Genomic DNA, 20,426 nt, shown 5'->3' on the forward strand with positions numbered 1-20,426 from the left:
GTCAGTGAAAGCTGGCCTGAAAGCTCGTGGCGGTCAGCGACACGTGGGCGTCGAGCGGCGGGCGCAGTTCGAACGCCTTCGGCTCGCGCGCAAAGTGATAGAGCCGCATGAGGCACCAGTCCGCCCGCCGTTCGTCGGCAACAGCCAGCTCGTTCCGCGAGATATGGAATGGTGTGCGTTCCCAGCCGTTGGTCGTCTTCACTTCAATCAGTCGGGGCCGACCATCTGGAGCAAAGCTGGCGATATCATACCCAGCGCCATCGCCATCCTCCTCCGAGACCCATCGCACCTTTGACGCAAGATCAGAGCGCCCGGAGCCAGTCAGCACCGCTTTCTCATGCGCCAGCGCGCATTCCTCTCCCGCCCGGCCTAGCGCGCGGTTGCGCTCATCACGCTCCGCCACATCGAATTTGCGGGCGGTGGCGATGGTTTGCTCAAGTTCAGCCGGAGGCGGCTGGTTGCTGAGCGTCGGGGGCGGTCCAATCCAAAGTTGAGCCGCCTCGCGGAGGCCCATCGCGGGCCGGTCCGGAATGCGGGACAGCCAGCCGGGGTTGAGTTCCAACCAACGCGCCACCGCATCTTCTAGTGTGCCCTGATAGTTTTGCGCGGGCTTGTAGCCGGGAATCCAGTCCTCTCCGAGTGCCCTGAGAACCGCGCTGATGTTCTGGTGCTTGAACTCAATCGAACTTCGGTTGCGGTCGATCTGGGTCTGAAGATCGCGATTGTGAGCGGCTTTGTTGTAGGACTGGCCAGCAAAGTCCGCAGACAGCATCGCGAAGTAATCCGCGACGATCAGGTCATTCTCTGCGTCTGTCCAAGGCCCGTTCGACATGCGGCCAGGCTAGACACGCAAAAATCATTTGTCATCAGCAGTTTCGTCGGGGGAATGGGATACGAACCCACCCAAGAAATCCGCCTGTTTACGCTGGCATCCCGAGCAACACGCCTACTGCGCGTTCTGTAAATGTCGCCATCGATATCGTTCGGAACGCGCGTTCGAGTTTTGGCGGGGTTTGGCAACAGAGCATTGAAAAGTAACGATAACAGTGGACCGAACCGGAACGGGCGAGGTTCGCCCAAACTGAGACTGAGGGCCATTCTGAGCCCAGCTTTGGCCATGCCGCTCGTCTATGAGGTTCGGTCTGTTCACGCAAACCCCTTTGATAACACGGAAAAATCGGTCCCCGTCAGGGCGGTGTCACTGGTTCGCAATGGGGATAATGGCGGAGACGAAGGGATTCGAACCCTCGAGACGGTTTCCCGCCTACTCCCTTAGCAGGGGAGCGCCTTCGACCACTCGGCCACGTCTCCGCCGACGCGTATATCCAAGCCAACGTCTGGATTACAAGGCAAAACTGCCCCGTGCCGAAAAAAGCTCTCAACTGGCCGGACCTGCCCTGGATTGCACCCGGTCACGACGCGCGGCCGCAGAGGCGGCGGCGGTTCGGCCCGGATCACTGCGGGCCAGTCGTTCGGGCCCGCCCATCCGATTGCCGGGGCGGCGGTTGCGGCGAGATCGTCCGTGGCGACCTCCTGGCACGAGGACCGAAACGGCGCAGGTTTGCCCTGGGGCTGTCGGAGCGTATACAGGGCCGGGGCGAAACTCCGGCGCGCCGGACAAGCGGGCGATACTGCGGCCGGGACGCCGCAATTGAAGGGAGGGACGCATCCCATGCGGATGACGAAACAGGACGCCCTCGGGCGGTTGCAGCGGCTGATCGACCGCGCAGCGCCGGCTTCGGGCGACAGGTTGCCGACCGAGCGCCGCATGGCCGAGACACTTGGATGCAGCCGGGCGACGCTGCGGGCCGCGCTGGCCGAGCTCGAATCCCGGGGCCAGATCTGGCGGCGGGTCGGCCAGGGCACCTTTCGCGGCCGGGCGCCGATCGGCCAGCCGCTCCGGGATGCGATCCTGATCGAAGCAACCACGCCGCTCGACCTGATGGATGCGCGGGTGTTGCTCGAACCGCAGGTCGCGGCGGCCGCCGCCGAACGGCGCGAGCCGGCCGACATCGCGCATCTGCGCGACCGGGTCGCCGCCGGGCGCCGGGCGGGCGATCACGCGGCCTGCGAACGCGCAGACGACGCCTTTCACCAGGCGATCGCCGAGGTGACGCGCAATCCGGTGCTGATCGCCCTCCTGCGGCATTTTTCCGGCACGCGCTGCCGGTCGGTGTGGCAGCGGGAATGGGACCGCACCTACCGACGGGTCGGCGTCGATGCCTTTCGTCAGGTTCATTCCGATCAGCACCAGGCGATTGTCGATGCCATTGCCGCCGGTGATGCCGAGGCGGCCCGACGCGAGATGGCCGGCCACCTGGCGCTGGTGCGACAGGCGATCAGGGCCGCCTCTTCCGGCCCGGACTGAGCGATCAGCGGGCGCGGATGCGGCGGCTGCGGCGGCGGCCCGGCGCGATGCCGGGGCGGTTGGCCGGCAACCGCTCGCGCCAGAAGACATAGAGCCCCGAGCCCAGGATGATGGCAATCCCGACCCAGGTCCAGAGGTCGGGGAAATCGCCAAAGACCAGATAGCCTGCCGCCGTGGCGCCGACGATCTCGAGGTACTGGAACGGCGCCAAGGTGCCGGCCTCGGCCCGGCGGAAGGCCTCGGCGATCAGAACAAAGCTGGTGGCGGCAAAGGCCCCGGCGCCGAGGATCGCCATCCAGCCGGCGGGCGGCAGGGCCGCGAAACTCGCCGTGATCGCCCCTGCCGACCCGAAGACAAGCGTCAGCCCGCCCATGCCGAGGCAGGCATAGAAGGTGGCACCGCATTGCACCGTCAGGGCCGAGCGCAGCTTCGAGGCGCGGCGCAGCACGATCATGTTCAGCGCATAGGCGACGGCGGCCAGAAGCGGCAGCAGGGCCGCCGCGCCAAATCCGCCTCCGGGGCGGATCACGATCACCGCGCCGATCAGCCCGATGCCCACCGCCGCCATCCGGCGTGCGCCGACCTTTTCGCCGAGAAGCGGCCCGACCAGCGCGGTCAGGATCAGCGGCTCGACAAAGAAGATGGCAATCGCCGTGGCAATCGGCATCACCGAGAAGGCCCAGATCAGACTGCCCAGCGTCACCATCACCAGGCCGCCGGACAGGGCGACAACCGGCGAAAACATCGGCCCGCGCAAGCGGTGGCGCAGCAGCAGCGCCGCCGGCACGAGAAACAGCGCCTGCGCCAGCAACCGCGCCAGCGTCACTTCGGCCGGGTGCAAATCGGCGGTCAGCACCTTGGCAAAGGTGTCGCCAATGGGCAGCAGCAGCATGGCCAGAGCCATGAAGATCATCCCGAGTGTCGAGTCGGACATGGATCACCTCACGAATGACAGGCCCGCAAGCGGGCCGGATGTCCGGGCGTTCAGGACGGAGAATACGGGCTTTGGACGCGCGACTGCGGCGGCGACGCCATCGCGCGCCTCGCGGCTTTCTGTCTGTCTAGGGGCCGCGGCGCGACGGATCAACCCGCGCGGCCGCTGTCAGAGCGCAAAGAACACGACGGTCAGCACCGCGCCGATGGCGACGATCAGCAGCCGCAACAGATCCATGCGCCGGATGCGCCGTGCCTGGCGCGCGCCGATATAGCCACCCAGCGTCGTCGCCAGCGCCAGCACCACGGCCGATTCCCAGGCGATCAGCCCGGCGGTGGCATAGGTCGTCACCGACACCAACGACAGCACGGCCGACAGCAGGTTTTTCAGCCCGTTCATGTTGTGCAGGTTCTCGAAGCCGATCAGGCTGAAGGCGGCGAGCAGCATGATCCCCAGCCCGCCGTTGAAATAGCCGCCATAGCCCGCCACCAGAAGCAACGCCACGGCCGACACCAGCGGGCCGATCACCGCGTGGCCCCGCGCCCGCACCGCCGCCACCAGCCGCGGCCCCAGTGCAAAGAGCAGCGTCGCGGTGAGCAGCAGCCAGGGCACAATGCCGACAAAGGCGTCGCCAGGCGTGATCAGCAACAGCCCCGCCCCAGCCAGGCCGCCCAGAGCCGAGACCAGCACGATGGCCCGCAACGGCAGGCTGCCCTCGGCGCGGATGTCGTGCCGGTAGGCCCAGGCGCTGCCGATATAGCCGGGCAGCGCCGTCAGGGTGGCGGTGGCATTGGCCATGATCGGCGGCACCCCCAGCCAGACCAGCGCCGGAAAGCTGAGCAGCGTTCCACCGCCGGCGATGGCGTTGATCATCCCGGCCAGAAGGCCCGCGATGACAAGTACGGCATAAGACAGCATTCCAGGCTCCTCGCGTCGACGTTTCCGCCCTATGCCGCAGATGGGATTGGTCTGCAAATTGGTTCGTTCGCGACCACGGGGCCCCGCCCGCATTTTCCGGCTCTGCCATTCGATGAACCACGCATGCCGGTTTTCTCGCTGAAGACGCCAGTGCCGGGCAGAAATGCCAAAATCTCGCGTGCGCCCCGGAATGCTTCTGATACTCCATAGACATGGATATCGTATTGATCACCACCATTATCGCATCGCTGTTCCTAGTCATCGGCGCGGCCGAGCCCTTGGCGGCGCGATTGCGCCTGCCCTACAGCGTGATCCTCGCGGTGCTCGGGGTGATGATCGGCCTTGGTGCCACGTTTTTCCTGCGCACCCAGCTCACCGATGCGCTCAATCCGGTGGCCGAGGCGATCCTCGGGCTGCCCATCCGCTCGAATGTCTTTCTTTATGTCTTTCTGCCGACGCTGCTATTTCAGGCGACGCTGGGGATGAACCTGCGCCGGATGCTGGACGACTGGGTGCCGATCCTGGTGCTTGCGGTGGTGGCGGTGGTGGTGGCCACCTTCAGCGTCGGATATGCGCTGGCCTGGGCCAGTTCCCTGCCGCTGGCGGCCTGCCTGCTGATCGGTGCCATCGTCTCGACGACCGATCCATCGGCGGTGGTCTCGATCTTCCGCTCGATCTCGGCGCCGCGTCGGCTGGCGCGGATCATCGAGGGCGAGAGCCTGCTGAACGACGCCGCCGCCATCGCGCTCTTCGGGCTGTTCATGGGCTTTGTGATGCTGGGCCTGCCCGATCCCGAACTTGGCGAGGCGCTGGCCCGGTTTCCGATGCTGATCGCCGGCGGTGCCTTTACTGGCTGGTTCGCGGCGCGGGTCGCGGTCTGGGTCATGGCGCTGTTCAGCCGGCACGAGCTGGCGCAGATCTCGATCTCGGTCGCCCTGCCCTACCTTGCCTATATCGGTGCCGAACAGATCGTCGGCGCCTCCGGGGTGATCGCCGTGGTTGCCGCCGGGCTGACAATGAACCTGACCGCCCCTGGTCGCCTGCCGCCGCAGGCCTGGGCCAACCTGCGCGAGCTCTGGGACGTGCTCGCCCATTGGGCCGGGGCGCTGATCTTCATCCTTGCCGCGCTGCTGATCCCGCGGCTTCTGGAAGAGGTCAGGTTCGCCGATTTCCTGCTGGTCGGGGTGGTGATCCTCGCCGCCATCGCCGCGCGTGTGGTGATCCTGTTCGGGCTGCTGCCGCTGCTGTCGCGGCTCAAGCTGTCGCCGCCGGTCGACCGGCCCTACCGGGTCGCGATCCTCTGGGGCGGGCTGCGCGGCGCGGTGACCCTGGCGCTGGCGCTGGCGGTCACCGAAAGCTTCCGAGTGCCCGACGGCATCCAGCGGGTGGTGGGCATCCTCGCCACCGGTTTCACGCTCTTTACCCTGATCGTGCAGGGCACGACCCTGCGCTGGATCATCGGCCGGCTCGGCCTCGACCAGTTGTCGCCGATCGATCAGGCGCTGTCGCGGCAGGTGGTCGCCGTGGCGCTTCAGACCGTGCGCGAGGACGTGGCGCGCACCACCGAGAACTACGACTTGAGCCGCGACATCGTGCGCTCGGAAGCCAAACGCTTTGGCGAACGGCTCGACGCGGCGGTCAAGACCGCCGAGGACAGCGCCGACATCCTCGACCGCGACCGGATTGCCCTGGGCCTGATCGTTCTTGCCGGCCACGAGCGCGACACCATCCTGCACCGGATGCGCGAACGGACGATCTCGGCCAGGATGGCGGAAAAGGTGCTTTCCGATGCCGACCGGCTGATCGAGGGCGCGCGATCACAGGGCCGCAGCGGTTACCAGCGCGCTGCGCGGCGCAGCGTTGCCTATGGCCTGGCGTTCCGCACCGCGGTCGCGCTGAATGCTCGGATCGGCCTGGCGGCGCCGCTGGCCAGGATGACCGCCGACCGCTTCGAGCTGCTGCTGTCGCAACGGCTGATCCTGCGCGATCTCGGCGGCTTTATCGATGGCCGCATTCGCAGGATTCACGGCCGTCGCGTGGCCGAGTTGCTGAACGAGCTGCTGTCCCGGCGGATCGAATCGGTGGAAACCGCGCTTGAGGGGTTGCGCCTGCAATATCCCGGCTATGCCGAAAAGCTCGAGCGCCGTTTCATCCGCCGCACCGCGCTGCGGCTCGAAGAGCGCGAATATATGATGATGCGCGAAGACGGGCTGATCGGCGCCGAGGTCCATACCGCGCTGATGCAGGAACTCGCCGCACGCCGGGCCGCCGCCGAAACCCGCCCCCGGCTCGATATCGCGCTGCAAAGGACGACGCTGGTCCGGCAGTTCCCGCTGTTCGCCGAATTCGAGGAAAGCGCGGTAAAGCGGCTCGGGCGGGTGCTCGAGACCCGCTATGTCAATGCCGGCGAAGTCGTCATCCACAAGGACAGCGCCGCCAAACGGGTGTTTTTCATCGCCTCGGGCGCGGTGGAGTTGAAGTCTGCCGGCCAGTCCTGGCGGCTGGGGCGCGGCGAGATGTTCGGCCAGATGGCGATCCTGACGCAGAGATCGATCCGCGCCGAGGCCCATGCCATCGCCCCCACCACGCTGCTGGTGCTGGACGAGGACCGCTTTCGGCGGCTGATCGTGCGCAGCAAGGCGTTGCGCAAGGCGGTGCGCGCCAGCGCCGAAAAACGCGGCATTGAACCGGCGGGACTGTTGCCGGACGCGGACAAAGGCTCCTAAGGCGTTTCGGGGAATACCTGAGCCATCAAGCATCACGAAAAGCCCGAGAGCGCCGAAGGCGTGGCAGGGTTTTGGTGATTCAAGGTTTTCCCGAAACGCTCTAGCCGTCGGGCCGGCGGCTACCCTTCGATCTCGTAGGCCTCGATGAAGCCGCGGTCGGGCTCCACCCCCAGCCCCGGCCCGGTGGGCACCGCGATCAGCCCGTCGTTGCGTTTGACCTGTCCCTGAATGTCCAGCGGTTCCGCCAGCAGGTGATCGCGAAAGCGGTTCTCGGTGGTGTCGAACTCGAGCCAGGGCTCGCGCGGGAACAGCCCGCCGGGCATCGGCGGCATGGCCGCCAGCAGGTGCAGGTTGGTCGCCACGGCGATGGCCGAGCCCCAGACGTGGTTGAACACCGGCGTGAAATGCGCATGGCACAGCGCCAGCACCCGCAGGTATTCGGTGATGCCGCCCAGCGCGCAGACTTCGGGCTGCGCAATGTCCAGCCCGCGGCTCTCCAACAGCGCCCGCCAGCCCCAGCGGTTGAACTCGGCCTCGCCGCCCGAGATGTTGACCTTGAGCCCGGCGCGCAGCTCGCGGTAGCCATCGAGATCCTCGGGGGCGATCGGCTCTTCGAACCAAAAGGCGCCCAGCTCGTCCAACGCCCGGCCGACGTAGAAGGCGTCAGAGGTTGTATAGGCGTGGTTGGCGTCGGCCATGAAATCGAAATCTTCACCCACCCCGCGCCGCACCGCCTCGGCCAGTTTCACATCGTCCTTGGCGCCAAGGCCGATCTTCATCTTGGTGGCGGCAAAACCCATGTCGCGGATCGCCGCCGCCTCATCGACAAAGCGCGCGACGTGATCGGCGGTGCTCTCGCGTTTCAGCATCATGCCGTAGCCATAAGACCGCACATGGCTGCGATGCGCGCCGCCGATCAGCTTGTGGATCGGCTGGCCCGTCACCTTGCCGGCAATGTCCCAGAGCGCGATATCGACGCCCGAGAGCGATTGCAGCGGCATCCCCTTCTGTCCGTGATCGCGCAGCAGGTTGTAGACCCGGTGCCAGATCACGTCGCGGTCCATCGGTTCCATGCCCAGCACCAGCGGCTGGATCACCTTTTCCACGATCGCCTTGTTGGCCAGCGCGACATTGCCCGGGCCAAAGCATTCACCCCAGCCGGTGATCCCCTGATCTGTCTCGACCTCGACGATATGGGCGGTGCGTTTCGAATAGTATTGCTGCGAATAGCCCAGCTCTTCGGGCATGTCGCATTGAAGAACGTGGCTGGTGATCCTGGTGATCTTCAGAGAGCTGGCGATTGCTTCGAGTTTCATGAAATCCTCCATCAGATCAGCCCCCGGCTGATACGCTTGACGACGAGATAGTCGTTCAGGGCAAGCCGCGAGCAATCGTGCCCGATGCCGGATTGCCCGATCCCGCCATGCGGTAGGTAGATGTCGTATTTGACGCCGTTAATCTGCACCTCGCCATAGCGCAGGCGCTTGGCGACCGCCTCGGCCAGCGCCAGATCGGCGGTGAAGATGTAGGAGGCCAACCCGCCCTCCTCGCCGTCATTGGCACGGTCGAGCACCGCCTCGCGGTCGTCGAAGGGGATCAGGCTGACCACCGGGCCAAAGATCTCGTCCTGGTAAATCCGCATCTCGGGGGTGACCTGATCGAGCACCGTGGGCGCCAGAAAATGCCCCGTCTCCAGCCCCTCGGGCCGGTCGCCGCCGGCGAGCAGCGTCGCGCCCTTTTCGACCGCCTCGTCGATCAGCCCCTTGACCCGGGCCCAAGCCCGGCGGTCGATCATCGGGCCAGTGAGGATATCGGCCTCTCGGTCAAAACCCACCTTGGCGGCCCTGGCCCGTGCCACCACCTTGTCGCGGAAGGCTTCATGGACCTCGCGTTCCACGAAGACCCGGTTCGGGGTCACGCAGATCTGGCCCGCGTTGTTGAATTTCACCGTGGTGACAATCTCTGCCGCCAGGTCGAGGTCGGCGTCGCGATAGATCAGCACCGGTGCATTGCCACCCAGCTCCATCGAGAATTTCTTGATCGAGGTCGCGCCCACCTTCATCAGATGCCGGCCGGTGTTGGTCGAGCCGATCAGGGTGATCAGGTTGGGAATGGTCGAGGCGGCCAGCGCATCCGAAGGCCCGTAGCCATCGGTTGTCAGGATATTGACCACCCCCGCCGGCAGGCCGATTTCCTGGCACAATTCCCCCACAGCATAGGCCGAGACCGGGGTCGCGGCCGAGGGGCGGATGATCACCGGACAGCCGGCGGCCATGGCCGGGGCGATCTTGTAGGCGAGGTTCAGGAGCGGGAAGTTCCACGCCAGATAGGCCACCGCCACGCCGACAGGCTCATAGACGATGCGATGGTCGTGAGTGCCGTCGAGATCGCGCAACGTCTCGTCGTGAACGCGCTGGATTTCCTCGGCATAGAATTTCAGCGACCGCTCCAGCAGGTCGAAATCCTCCTGCGTGCCGCCCCAGGGCTTGCCCATCTCCTGATGGATGCACTCGCGCAGCATCTCTTGATTGGCGATCACCGCGCCGCGCAGTTTCAGCATCCAGCGCTGGCGCTCGGCCACCGGCGTCGCGGCCCAGCCGGGCGCGGCGGCCCGGGCGGCCTTCAGGGCCCTGTCCACGTCGTCCAGCCCGGCAGCGGCGACCGTGGCCACGCAATCCTCGGTGGCCGGGTTCACCACGTCGAGGCGGGCCTGCCCCTCCACCAGTTCACCGCCGATATACATCTTCTTGTGCCGGACCATGGGCGTCTCCGCAGGCTGTAAGTACATTCATAATATGTTTAACACTCGCCGAAACAGGAGTCGACCCCGATCCCATGCCCCCGGAAGATGATCCATGCAGGTCCTGATTTCGGTGATTGTCATTGCTTCAACGCCGGATTGAGATGTTGCTGATGGTCGTGTTGTTCCTGCGCCGGGCGACCGTCGATATAGCTGCCCACCGGCAGGTGATAGCCGCCAAAGGCCAGCGCATCGCCCTCGGCCTGCATCCAGTCGAACAGCCGGGTTTTCAGCCGCGCCTTTTCCGCCTTCAGCGCCGGATCCTCCGCCCGGTTGATGCGCTCCTGCGGGTCGGTCTCGAGATCGTAGAGCTCTTCGAGGTCATGCGGGCTCCAGGCGTATTTGTAGCGCGCTTCGCGGATGCCACGGAATTTGAACTGCCGGCCCTGATAGGCGTCGTAGCCATAAGTCGCGTGGTCATGCGCGGTGGCGTCAAAGCTGCGCCCGGCCTCCTCCGGCGTCAGCAGACCGGCCGCATCACTTTCGGCCAGCAGCGTCGGAAAGAGGTCACGGAAGCCCACGAACCCGGCGTTGACGGCACCGGCCCCCTGCCCCGCCTCGCGGATCAGCATCGGGATGCGCATCACCTCCTCGTAAAAAAACGGCCCCTTGTCGAACCAGCCATGCGCGCCCAGCATCTCGCCGTGATCGGCGGTGAAGGCGAGGCTGGTGGTCTCGTCCAGCCCCAGCGCCGTCATCTCGCGCCGGAACCGGCCAAAGAGATCGTCGATGAAGGAGCAGAAGCCAAAGTAATGCTGCGCGGTGCGGCGCCAGTCCTGCTGGTCGAGGCCACGGGTGTCCTGACAGGGCCAGTAATGCGCGCCTTGGGCCTGCGGCTTGCCCGCTTCGGTGAATTGCGGAACGAAATTCTCGGGCATGTAGTCGTCGGGCAGATCGTCATACATCCCCACCCATTCCGCCGGCACGTGATGCGGGAAATGCGGCCCGGGGAGCGACACGATCAGGCAGAAGGGCTTGCCGCTGGCCGAGAGGCTCTCGAGCTTTTCAATCCCCGCCATCACCCGCTTTTCGTCCATGTGGGTGCCTTTGGTGATCGTGCCGTAGAACGGCGTCTTGCGCGGCGAGGCGAACTCCAGATCATTGGCCGGGATCAGCGGCTCGCTGCCGCCGTCCGACAGTTGGGCGTCGATGCCGCGATCCGACAACGCTCCGGCGCCAAGATGCCATTTGCCGATGAAGGACACGTCGTATCCCGCCTCCTGCAACCGCTCCATATAGGTCTTGTGGCTGGGGTGGAGCTTGCCCTGCGGATAGAAGGAAGAGCCCTGCACATTGTCCATGGTGCCGGTCTGATGCGGCCATTTTCCGGTAAAGAGACTGCCGCGCGCCGGCGTGCAGAGCGGCACCGAGGTGAAGGCGTTGACGTGGTTCGTGGCCTCGTCACGAAACGCCTGAAGATGCGGCAGCTTGCAGGGATGGCCGGGCTGGTTCAGCGTGTCCCAGCGCCATTGATCGGTGATGAAGAGGATGATGTTTTTCGCGGTCATGCGGATACTTTCAAAGTGATTTCAGGGAGTCGCGCGCGGGTGTTCGATCAACCAGATCGCCAGGCCCGAAGCCGTCACGCCCTGTTTGAAATTCGTCATCCTGTCCTCCCTCCGGTCAACGTTGTCTCTGGTACTGCCGCGGGGCCGTAGAACCAAACATATTATGTTTGAATGAATTTCGGTCAGACGGGATTGAGATGCAATTTCTCGGGCTCGCCGCGCCAAACGCGGCGCAAACTCGCGTTGAACTCTGCAACAAACGTATTATGATTAATCAAAAAGGAGTATCCGCATCGTGCCCGCCTCTGACACAGACGTCCTGAACCCCGCGTCGGCCACCCTGTCCCGTTCGCTCTCGGGCCAGATCTCGCGCAAGCTGGGCGAGCGCATTCTCGACGGCCAGCTCTTGCCCGGCCAGCTCCTGCCGGACGAGAACGCGCTTTGCGATGAATTCGGAGTCAGCCGGACGGCGGTGCGCGAAGCGGTCAAGATGCTGGTCGCAAAGGGGCTTCTGGAGGTGCGCCAAAGGATCGGCACCCGGGTGCAGGACGTCAGCCACTGGCAGATGCTCGATCGCGACGTGCTGATGTGGCACCAGTCGCTGACCATCGAGGACGAGCGGCTGATCAGCCTGATGGAACTGCGGCAATCGATCGAACCCGACGCCGCCTATTACGCCGCCAGCCGGCGCAGCGCGGCGCAGCTCGCGGCGATCCGCGACGCGGTGGACCAGATGCAAGCCCATACCGGCGAGAACAGCGAATATGTCCTGGCCGACGCGCGATTTCACATCGCGGTGCTGCGCGCCACCAACAACCGCTATCTCGAAGCGCTGGAAAACGCGATCTTTGCCGGGCTCATGCTGTCGATCCGGCTGACCAATCCCGAGGAGCGGCTGAACCGCCAATCGGTGCCGCTGCACCGCGCCATTGCCGAAGCCATCGAGGCGCAGGATGCGGAGGCGGCGTATGACAGGATGAAGGACCACCTGGCCGATGCCGCAAAGCGGCTCTCGGCGGTGGTGAAGCTCGACCCGCCGGCCTGAGCACGCCGCGCCGGCCGGGCCGTCTTTCGGCGGAAACAGCGCGGACCGGGTGTCCGTGCTCGCCCGTCAGATGACGGGGGTCAGGTGTTGAACAGGAAATGCATGACGTCGCCGTCCTGCACCACATAGGTCTTGCCCTCGGCGCGCATCTTGCCCGCCTCCTTGGCCCCCTGCTCGCCATTGCCGGCGATGTAATCGTCATAGGCGATGGTCTCGGCGCGGATGAAACCCTTTTCGAAATCACCGTGAATGACCCCGGCGGCCTGCGGCGCACGGGTGCCTTCGCGGATCGTCCAGGCACGGGCCTCCTTGGGACCGACGGTGAAATAGGTTTCGAGGTGCAGCAGGTCATAGCCGGCGCGGATCAGGCGGTCGAGGCCGGCCTCTTCGAGACCCATCTCCGCCAGGAACATCTCGGCCTCTTCGGCGTCGAGCTGGCTGATTTCCTCTTCGATCTGGGCCGAGATGATGACATGGCCGGCGCCCTGCGCGGCGGCCATCTCGGCCACCTTGGCGGAATGTTCGTTGCCTTCGGCGGCGCTGCCCTCGTCGACATTGCAGACATAGAGGATCTTCTTGGCGGTCAGAAGCTGAAGATTCTTCCAGGCCTTGCGGTCTTCATCATCGACCTCGACCAGCCGGGCCGGCTTGCCATCCTCGAGCATCGCCTGGGCGGCGGCCAGCAGCCGCTCCTGCTGGGCGGCCTCCTTGTCACCGCCCTTGAGCTTGCGCACCAGACCGGCGCGGCGCTTCTCGACGCTTTCGAGATCGGCGAGCATCAGCTCGGTCTCGATCACCTCGGCATCGGCCACCGGATCGACGCGGCCCTCGACATGGGTGACGTCGCCATCCTCGAAGCAGCGCAGCACATGGGCGATGGCATCAACCTCGCGGATGTTGGCGAGGAACTGGTTGCCAAGCCCCTCGCCCTTGGAGGCGCCTTTGACCAGGCCGGCGATATCGACAAAGGTCATCCGCGCCGGGATGATCTGCTTGGACTGGGCGATCCCGGCCAGCGTGTCGAGCCGCGCGTCGGGCACCGCCACATCCCCCACATTGGGTTCGATGGTGCAGAAGGGAAAATTCGCGGCCTGTGCGGCCGCGGTGCGCGTCAGCGCGTTGAATAGCGTCGATTTGCCCACGTTGGGCAGCCCGACAATCCCCATCCTGAAGCCCATGGGAGCCGCTCCTTTGTCTCATGTCGGGGCGCTTCTATTGGCGCTGCGGGTCAAAGGCAAGCGGTGGCCGGCGCCGGTGGGTTGCAAACCCACCCTACACGCGCCCGTAGGGTGGGTTTGCAACCCACCGCCCGGCCGGACCCGATCCCCATTGCCAAGACGGCGTAAATTCGGCACATGGCTAGGACGGAAACGAAGGACAGCCCCATGACCCGCATCGACGCCAAATTCGCCGCTCTGAAAGACCAGAACCGCAAGGCTTTCGTCGCCTATGTCATGGCCGGCGATCCCGATTTCGACACCTCTCTGGCCCTGGTGCGCGGCATGCCGGGCGCCGGCGTCGACGTGATCGAGCTCGGCCTGCCCTTCACCGACCCGATGGCCGACGGCCCGACGATCCAGCTGGCGGGGCAGCGCGCGCTCGAAGGCGGCATGACGCTCGACCGCACGCTCGAGCTGGCCCGCCGCTTCCGCGAAGACGACGACACGACGCCGATCGTGATGATGGGCTATTACAACCCGATCTATTCGCGCGGCGTCGATACCTTTCTGGAGCAGGCCCGCGCCGCCGGCATCGACGGGCTGATCGTCGTCGACCTGCCCCCCGAAGAGGACGAGGAGCTTTGCCTGCCGGCACAGGCCGCCGGGCTCAACTTCATCCGCCTCGCCACGCCGACCACCGATGACAAGCGGCTGCCCAAGGTGCTGACCAACACCTCGGGCTTTGTCTATTACGTCTCGATCACCGGCATCACCGGCGCGGCCGAGGCCCAGGCGGCCGATGTCGGCCCCGAGGTGGCGCGGATCAAGGCGGCCTCGGATCTGCCGGTGATCGTCGGCTTCGGCGTGAACTCGCCGGACAAGGCGCAATCGGTGGCCTCGGTGGCCGATGGCTGCGTCGTCGGCTCGGCCATCGTCAAGCGGATTGGCGACGGCGAAAGCGTCGACGACGTGCTGGCCTATGTGGCGACCCTGGCCGCAGGTGCGCACCGGGCCTGATGGCCGCCTTGCTCCCGGGCGAGCCCCTCACCCCGCCGCACCCCCGGCGCGCAGCAGATCGGCCATGCGCTGCACCAGCACCTCGCGTTTGACCGGCTTGGCGACATGGCCATCGATCCCGCGCCGCAGATATTCCTCGACCTGATGAGTCATGGCATTGGCGGTCAGGGCGATGACCGGGCATCGGGCACGCCCGGTTTCGGCCTCATGCGCGCGGATCAGCGCCACCGCCTCGAGCCCGCCCATCACCGGCATGTTCACATCCATCAGCATCAGGTCGAACCCGCCGCCCCGCCCCTCTGCAACCGCCTCGGCGCCGTTCCCGACCATGGTCAGCTCGAGCGGATAGGGCTTGAGCAGATGGTGCAGCACCAGCCGGTTGGTCCTGTTGTCCTCGGCCGCGAGAACCCGCCAGGGTCGGGCGCGCAATACGGCCTCGGCCTCGCGCGGGCCGAGCAGGCCGGTGGTCTCGGGGGCATCGGCGGCGACAAGACGGAACGAAGCGACAAAGACGGCACCGCCGTCCGGCGGGCTGTCAAACACCAGGTCGCCCGCCATCAGCGCGCAGATTCGCCGGGCGATCCACAGGCCCAGCCCGGTGCCGCCATGGCGGCGGGTGATCGAGGCATCGGTTTGCGAGAACGGCTGGAACAACCGGTCGCGCTTGTCGGCCGGCACCCCGGGACCGGTGTCGCTGACCCGCACCTCGAGCCGCGCGCACGCTTCCGCCGATGACAGCACCCGTGCCTCCAGCCGCACGCTGCCGCGCAGGGTGAATTTGACGGCATTGGACACCAGGTTCGAGATCACCTGCCGCATCCGCGTCGGATCGGACACCACCCGCCGGTCGCTGCCGAACTCGAAGCTGCGCTCGAAGCTCAGCCCCTTTTCCTCGGCCTTGAGCGCATGGAGCCGGCAGACCCCTTCCAGCAGCTCGTGCAGGTTGAAGGCGATCTCCTCGATCTCCATCTGCTCGGCCTCGATCTTGGTGAGGTCGAGAATGTCGTTGACGATCGACAGCAGTGCCTGGCCCGAGGCGGTCATCACGTCGAGCATGTCCTTCTGCGCCAGTTCCAGCCCGGTATCGTTCAGCGCCTCGGCCATGCCGAGCACACCGTTGAGCGGCGTGCGGATCTCATGGCTGATCATTGCCAGAAAGGCGGTCTTGGCGGCATTGGCGCGCTCGGCCGCGGCGGTGGCGCGGGTCAGCTCGGCGGTGCGCGCGCGCACCTGATCCTCCAGCGTGGCCGCCTGCTCGCGCAGCGCCGCATTGGCGACAAAGAGTTCGCGGCTTTTCTGGTCGAGCAGGGATTCCGCCTCTTCGCGGGCCCTGCGCTCGCGCAGGTAGCGCCGGCGCGAGACCGGCGCGGTGTCCGATCTGGGCGGATCGCCGTCCACCCGCCTACCCGGTCAGTTGCACGTGAAAACGCGCCGCGCGGGCGTGATCATCGCCGATCTCGGTCACCGTGATCTCGGCCGGCTGCCTGAAATGCGCTACGCAGGCTTCGATCATGCCATGGCAGAAGGGCACCAGCGGCCGGTCCGAGCGATAGGTCATGGTCAGCGCGCGCATGCCGTGCCACTCGGTCTCGAACGTCGGAAGCTCGGCATCGGGGTAGAGCTTGCGCACTTCGACATGCACCTCGTTCTCGATCGCGTCGAGCATGGCCAGGGCATTGGGTTTGTCGGCGAAAAACGCCGGATACCCTTCGACGAACCGTCCATGAACCCATTGGCCGAAGCGGCGTTGCAACTCCGGCACCGGAATCGCCGTATGGTCGCTGATCGCGCCGACAATGCGCATCAATTCGCCACAGGAATAATTGCCCACCGCGCTGTAGGCGCCGTCATTGTCCAGTGCCAGCCCGTCGAGGATATCGTCGACCGCCGCTTCGCCGAGCGCATGCTCCGCCATGCTCAGCAATTCGGTGAAAACCATGCCTTTCATCTGCCGTCTCCTTGGCTGCTGGATCCGGTCTAGCCCAGAGAAGTAAAAAGGCGCTTAAACTCCGTCGCAGGCCACTTGCGAGAAAATCGGCAAACTGGTAAGGAAAATTTACCAATCCAGCAAATGAGCCGCTCATGCCCGTGATCACCTCCATCGACGACCTCAAACGACTCTACAAATCGCGGGCGCCGCGGATGTTCTACGACTACTGCGAATCCGGCAGCTGGACCGAGCAGACCTTTCGCGAAAACAGCTCGGACTTCGACCAGATCCGCCTGCGTCAGCGGGTGGCGGTGAGCATCGACAACCGCGCCACCGCCAGCCGGATGATCGGCGAGGATGTGGCGATGCCGGTGGCGCTGGCGCCGGTGGGCATGACCGGCATGCAACATGCCGACGGCGAGATCCTGGCTGCGAAAGCCGCCGAAAAATTCGGCGTGCCCTTCACCCTCTCGACCATGTCGATCTGTTCGATCGAGGATGTGGCCGAGGCCACAAGCAAGCCTTTCTGGTTCCAGCTCTACACCATGAAGGACGAGGATTATGTGCGCCGCCTGGTCGAACGCGCCCGGGCCGCAAGGTGCTCGGCGCTGGTGATCACCCTCGATCTGCAAATCCTCGGCCAGCGCCACAAGGATCTGAAGAACGGCCTGTCGGCCCCGCCCAAGTTGACCCCGGCCGTGATCGCCGATCTGGCGACCCGCTGGCGCTGGGGGCTGGGCATGTTGCAGACCCGGCGGCGCGAGTTCCGCAATATCGTCGGCCATGTCAAGGACATCTCCGACCCCGCTTCGCTCATGGCCTGGACCAACGAGAATTTCGACCTCACGCTGGACTGGGGCAAGATCGCAAAGCTCAAGGAGCTGTGGGGCGGCAAGGTGATCCTGAAAGGCATTCTCGATGCCGAGGACGCCCGGATGGCGCTCAAGGTCGGCGCCGATGCCATCGTGGTGTCGAACCATGGCGGACGGCAGCTCGACGGGGCGCTGTCCTCGATCCGGGTGCTGCCGGAAATCCTGGATGCGGTGGGCGACGAGATCGAAGTGCATCTCGACAGCGGCATCCGCTCGGGCCAGGACGTGCTCAAGGCCGTCGCCATGGGCGCCAAGGGCACCTATATCGGCCGCGCCTTCATCTATGGTCTCGGGGCCATGGGCGAGGCCGGCGTGACCCGGGCGCTGGAGGTGATCCACAAGGAGCTCGACGTCTCGATGGCGCTCTGCGGCAAACGCGACATCAAGCAGGTGAACCGCGATATCCTGCGGGTGCCGGAGGATTTCGGCGGCCGCTGGCAGCGCTGAGCGCCACCGGGGTTGATGGCCGCCCGAAGCGGAAAAAGGGGGCGCTGCCCCCGCCGCCTGCGGCGCCTCGCCCGCGGGTATTTGTGAACAGAAGAAGACCGGGGATCAGGGGCGGAAAATCGGCACATGCGACCCGGCCTCGGGCGGCAGATCGCCGGTGAGACGGGGGTCGTCGCTGACCTCGACGCTCTGGCGGACCGGAGTAAAGCCCGCGCGGCGATAGAACCCTAGCGCCTGCGGGCTGTCGAGCTGGCAGGTGTGGACGTGGAACCGGGTGATGGGCCGGGAAAAGGCCCGCTCGATGGCGAAATTCATCAGGGCGCGGCCGACGCCCTGGCCGATCAGCGCCGGGGTGAGGCCGAAATAGGCCAGTTCGCAGCTCTCCCCGTCGCGGCTGTCGAGTTCGAGCAGGCCTTCGGCACGGCCCTGGCATTCGACCGCATAGACCTCGACACCGGGGTCGGTGATCGCGGCGGCGAGCGCGGCCTCGGACAGCCGCAGCCGCGAAAACCACAACCAGTCCGCGCCGCCGACGCGCAGAAACAGAGCGCGATACCAGGCTGGATCGGGATCGGTGACGTGGCGGATGGTGCAGCCCTCGGGCATGGCACCGCCGCGCGCGGGCGGCGGCCGGCGCATTTCCAGATAGGTGGTGACCTCGACCACCTTGCCGGGGGGAATGTCGTGGGAACCGTCAGCCAGCATGGCCTCTCCTGTGATGGGTTGCGAGCAGCGGCGCGAGGACGAAGGTGATGACCAGCAGCGCCGCGCCCATCGCCGCGAAGGACCAGCCGAGGCCGATGGCCTCGGAGACGAAGCCCATGACCGGCGGCCCGATGAAAAATCCGGTATAGCCGATCATGGAAATCTGCGCGATGACACCTGTGCGGGCGCGGTTGCCGACATTGCGGCCGACATAGGAAAACGCCATCGGCGCCACCACCGAGACACCCAGCCCCAGCACGGCAAATCCGGCATAGGCCATGGCGAGGCTCTCGGCAAAGGCGGCCGCAAAGGCACCCGTCGCCGACAGCGCCGCGGCCAGCGCCAGAACGGTAACCTCGCTGAACCGGGTCACCAGCGCCTGACCGCCCAGCCGCCCCAGCGCCATGGTTCCGCCGAGGATCGCCGGGCCCATCGCGCCTTCGGCCGCGCCACCGCCGAGAGACCGTTCGAGGTGCAGGGCCGACCAGCCTTCGGTGGCGTTTTCCGCCATGAAGCCGATCAGGATCACCAGTCCGCCGAGCCAGATCAGCCCGCCCGCCGCCGGTGCCCCTGCGCCGGCCGCCTCGTCGAGCGGCGCGGCGCGGTCGCTGAGCGCCACGCGTACCAGCGCGAGGATGGCCAGCGCGATCAGCGCAAAGACCGCCACCGGCGGCCAGCCGGCTTCGCGCAGCAGCCCGGCGGTCAGGGCCGAGACCGCATAGGCCATGGAAAACACCGCATGGGCAAAGTTCATCAGCGGCCGGCCGCGCCGCGCCTCGACCCCCGAGATCCGCGCATTCATCACCACGTCGAGCGCGCCGGTGGTGCCGGCCGCGACCAGAAGCAGCGGCGCAAAACCCAGCGGCCCGGTCGCCAGCCCCGGCAGCAGAAACAGCACCGCGGCCGCCAGCGCCAGCGCCGGCAGGGTGCGCTGCTCCAGCCGCGCGTCGAGACGCGGCGCCAGCCACATCGCGACGATAGTTCCCAGCGCCGCCACCAGCAGGCAGAGGCCGAAGACGCCGTCATTGACGTCGATCCGTGCCTTGATGCCGGGCACCTGCGCGGCAAAGGCGCCCCAGAGCAGACCCAGCGTCAGAAAGCAGGCCAGGGGCGCGCGCGCGGCGCGGATATCGTCACGTGAAATCATCGCCAAGCCGTGCCATGACACGGCCGCGCTGGCAATCGGCAAAAACGCAGGCCCGGCTCTGCCGGAAATGGGGTTTCCAAACTTCGCAATCCGGTCTATACGCGCGCCTTCACGCGGGGATACAGCCTTGGAGGATTCCCGCCTTGTTTTAGGAGAAAATGACATGGCTGGTGAGATCCCAGATCTTATTGCCCAGGAACGCACGGGGACAGGCAAGGGCGCCGCTCGTCAGGCACGCCGCGACGGCATGGTTCCGGGTATCGTTTTTGGTGGCGACGTTGATCCGCTTCCGATTCAGGTTCCGTTCAACGAGCTGTTCAAGCGCCTGAAGGCAGGCCGCTTCAAGTCGACCCTGTTCAACCTCAAGGTTGACGGTCATGACGACGTTCGGGTGATCTGCCGCGACGTGCAGCGCGATGTGGTCAAGGACCTGCCGACGCACCTCGACCTGATGCGCCTGCGCCGTACCACCAAGATCAACCTCTTCATCCACGTCGATTTCGTGAACGAAGACGCGGCCCCCGGCATCAAGAAGGGCGGCGTTCTGACCGTCGTTCGCCCCGAGGTCGAGTTGGTGGTGACCGCCGGTGACATCCCCGATCACATCACCGTCGACCTGACCGGGATGGAAATCGGCGACATCGTGCACATCTCTGACGTGACCCTGCCGGAGGGCGCCAAGCCGACCGTCGAACGGGATTTCGTGATCTGCAACATCTCTGCCCCCTCCGGCCTCAAGGCCGCCGACGAAGAGGAAGAGGATGTGGATGCCGACGAGGTTCCGGCGACCGAGCAGACCGTAGACTGATCTTCGCTGCCCTAGAATTGATGGAAAGCCCCGGGCGCAGG

The 20,426-nt window shown here is 65.9% G+C and carries 17 protein-coding genes and 1 tRNA gene; 6 read left to right on the plus strand and 12 right to left on the minus strand.

What is annotated here, in order from left to right; genetic code table 11:
• Window position 1: 1 nt before the first annotated feature.
• Entirely contained in the window at window positions 2-832 is an 831-nt protein-coding gene (locus tag PVW49_RS12440; protein ID WP_274590683.1) for a DUF3883 domain-containing protein, read from the minus strand.
• A 389-nt stretch (window positions 833-1,221) separates the two neighbouring features.
• Window positions 1,222-1,311: transfer RNA gene (locus PVW49_RS12445), tRNA-Ser, on the minus strand.
• 361 nt (window positions 1,312-1,672) lie between these two features.
• Here PVW49_RS12445 and PVW49_RS12450 point away from each other — a divergent pair.
• Window positions 1,673-2,368, plus strand: coding sequence for a FadR/GntR family transcriptional regulator (locus tag PVW49_RS12450; protein WP_274590684.1), 696 nt, complete (start codon window positions 1,673-1,675; stop codon window positions 2,366-2,368).
• 4 nt (window positions 2,369-2,372) lie between these two features.
• Here the strand turns inward: PVW49_RS12450 and PVW49_RS12455 are convergent, their stop codons facing one another.
• Entirely contained in the window at window positions 2,373-3,302 is a 930-nt protein-coding gene (locus tag PVW49_RS12455) for a DMT family transporter (RefSeq protein WP_244526570.1), read from the minus strand.
• A 168-nt stretch (window positions 3,303-3,470) separates the two neighbouring features.
• Window positions 3,471-4,220 (minus strand): sulfite exporter TauE/SafE family protein, encoded by a 750-nt coding sequence (locus PVW49_RS12460; RefSeq protein WP_074838984.1) that lies wholly within the window; start codon window positions 4,218-4,220, stop codon window positions 3,471-3,473.
• A 212-nt stretch (window positions 4,221-4,432) separates the two neighbouring features.
• Between PVW49_RS12460 and PVW49_RS12465 the strand changes: the two genes are divergently transcribed.
• Complete coding sequence (locus PVW49_RS12465) at window positions 4,433-6,946, plus strand: cation:proton antiporter (protein WP_048532511.1); 2,514 nt, start codon at window positions 4,433-4,435, stop codon at window positions 6,944-6,946.
• A gap of 119 nt (window positions 6,947-7,065) precedes the next feature.
• Here the strand turns inward: PVW49_RS12465 and PVW49_RS12470 are convergent, their stop codons facing one another.
• The 3 genes from PVW49_RS12470 to PVW49_RS12480 all read right to left on the minus strand — a co-directional run bounded on the left by PVW49_RS12470 (window position 7,066) and on the right by PVW49_RS12480 (window position 11,254).
• Window positions 7,066-8,235: a mandelate racemase/muconate lactonizing enzyme family protein gene (locus PVW49_RS12470; RefSeq protein ID WP_274590717.1), complete on the minus strand. Its 1,170-nt coding sequence runs from the start codon at window positions 8,233-8,235 to the stop codon at window positions 7,066-7,068.
• Between the two features lie 38 nt (window positions 8,236-8,273).
• Complete coding sequence (locus tag PVW49_RS12475; RefSeq protein ID WP_074838982.1) at window positions 8,274-9,707, minus strand: aldehyde dehydrogenase family protein; 1,434 nt, start codon at window positions 9,705-9,707, stop codon at window positions 8,274-8,276.
• Window positions 9,708-9,826: 119 nt separating this feature from the next.
• On the minus strand, window positions 9,827-11,254 hold the full coding sequence (locus PVW49_RS12480) for a sulfatase-like hydrolase/transferase (protein WP_274590685.1): 1,428 nt from the start codon (window positions 11,252-11,254) through the stop codon (window positions 9,827-9,829).
• A gap of 295 nt (window positions 11,255-11,549) precedes the next feature.
• Between PVW49_RS12480 and PVW49_RS12485 the strand changes: the two genes are divergently transcribed.
• On the plus strand, window positions 11,550-12,299 hold the full coding sequence (locus PVW49_RS12485) for a FadR/GntR family transcriptional regulator (RefSeq protein WP_048532515.1): 750 nt from the start codon (window positions 11,550-11,552) through the stop codon (window positions 12,297-12,299).
• Window positions 12,300-12,379: 80 nt separating this feature from the next.
• Here the strand turns inward: PVW49_RS12485 and ychF are convergent, their stop codons facing one another.
• Window positions 12,380-13,477, minus strand: coding sequence for a redox-regulated ATPase YchF (gene ychF / locus PVW49_RS12490; RefSeq protein WP_074838976.1), 1,098 nt, complete (start codon window positions 13,475-13,477; stop codon window positions 12,380-12,382).
• Between the two features lie 207 nt (window positions 13,478-13,684).
• Here ychF and trpA point away from each other — a divergent pair, with 207 nt between their 5' ends.
• Window positions 13,685-14,476: a tryptophan synthase subunit alpha gene (gene trpA, locus PVW49_RS12495; RefSeq protein WP_048532517.1), complete on the plus strand. Its 792-nt coding sequence runs from the start codon at window positions 13,685-13,687 to the stop codon at window positions 14,474-14,476.
• A gap of 27 nt (window positions 14,477-14,503) precedes the next feature.
• Here the strand turns inward: trpA and PVW49_RS12500 are convergent, their stop codons facing one another.
• Complete coding sequence (locus tag PVW49_RS12500) at window positions 14,504-15,874, minus strand: ATP-binding protein (protein ID WP_274590686.1); 1,371 nt, start codon at window positions 15,872-15,874, stop codon at window positions 14,504-14,506.
• A 4-nt stretch (window positions 15,875-15,878) separates the two neighbouring features.
• Complete coding sequence (locus PVW49_RS12505) at window positions 15,879-16,424, minus strand: heme NO-binding domain-containing protein (RefSeq protein ID WP_074838974.1); 546 nt, start codon at window positions 16,422-16,424, stop codon at window positions 15,879-15,881.
• A 134-nt stretch (window positions 16,425-16,558) separates the two neighbouring features.
• On the opposite strand from PVW49_RS12505, the gene PVW49_RS12510 reads away from it, so the two are divergent.
• A complete protein-coding gene (locus PVW49_RS12510) occupies window positions 16,559-17,725 on the plus strand; it encodes an alpha-hydroxy acid oxidase (protein WP_074838972.1) in 1,167 nt (388 codons plus the stop codon).
• Window positions 17,726-17,830: 105 nt separating this feature from the next.
• Here PVW49_RS12510 and PVW49_RS12515 read toward each other — a convergent pair whose 3' ends face one another.
• Both PVW49_RS12515 and PVW49_RS12520 read right to left on the minus strand, forming a co-directional pair.
• Window positions 17,831-18,430, minus strand: a complete 600-nt coding sequence (locus PVW49_RS12515) for a GNAT family N-acetyltransferase (protein WP_274565945.1) — start codon at window positions 18,428-18,430, stop codon at window positions 17,831-17,833.
• Window positions 18,420-19,577 (minus strand): MFS transporter, encoded by a 1,158-nt coding sequence (locus PVW49_RS12520; protein ID WP_274565944.1) that lies wholly within the window; start codon window positions 19,575-19,577, stop codon window positions 18,420-18,422. Before PVW49_RS12520 ends, PVW49_RS12515 begins: the two co-directional genes overlap by 11 nt.
• Before the next feature lie 163 nt (window positions 19,578-19,740).
• Between PVW49_RS12520 and PVW49_RS12525 the strand changes: the two genes are divergently transcribed.
• A complete protein-coding gene (locus PVW49_RS12525; RefSeq protein WP_274590687.1) occupies window positions 19,741-20,385 on the plus strand; it encodes a 50S ribosomal protein L25/general stress protein Ctc in 645 nt (214 codons plus the stop codon).
• Window positions 20,386-20,426: the final 41 nt, after the last annotated feature.

Origin of the sequence: Marinovum sp. PR37 (assembly GCF_028807375.1) — a bacterium.
Classification (GTDB): domain Bacteria; phylum Pseudomonadota; class Alphaproteobacteria; order Rhodobacterales; family Rhodobacteraceae; genus Marinovum; species Marinovum algicola.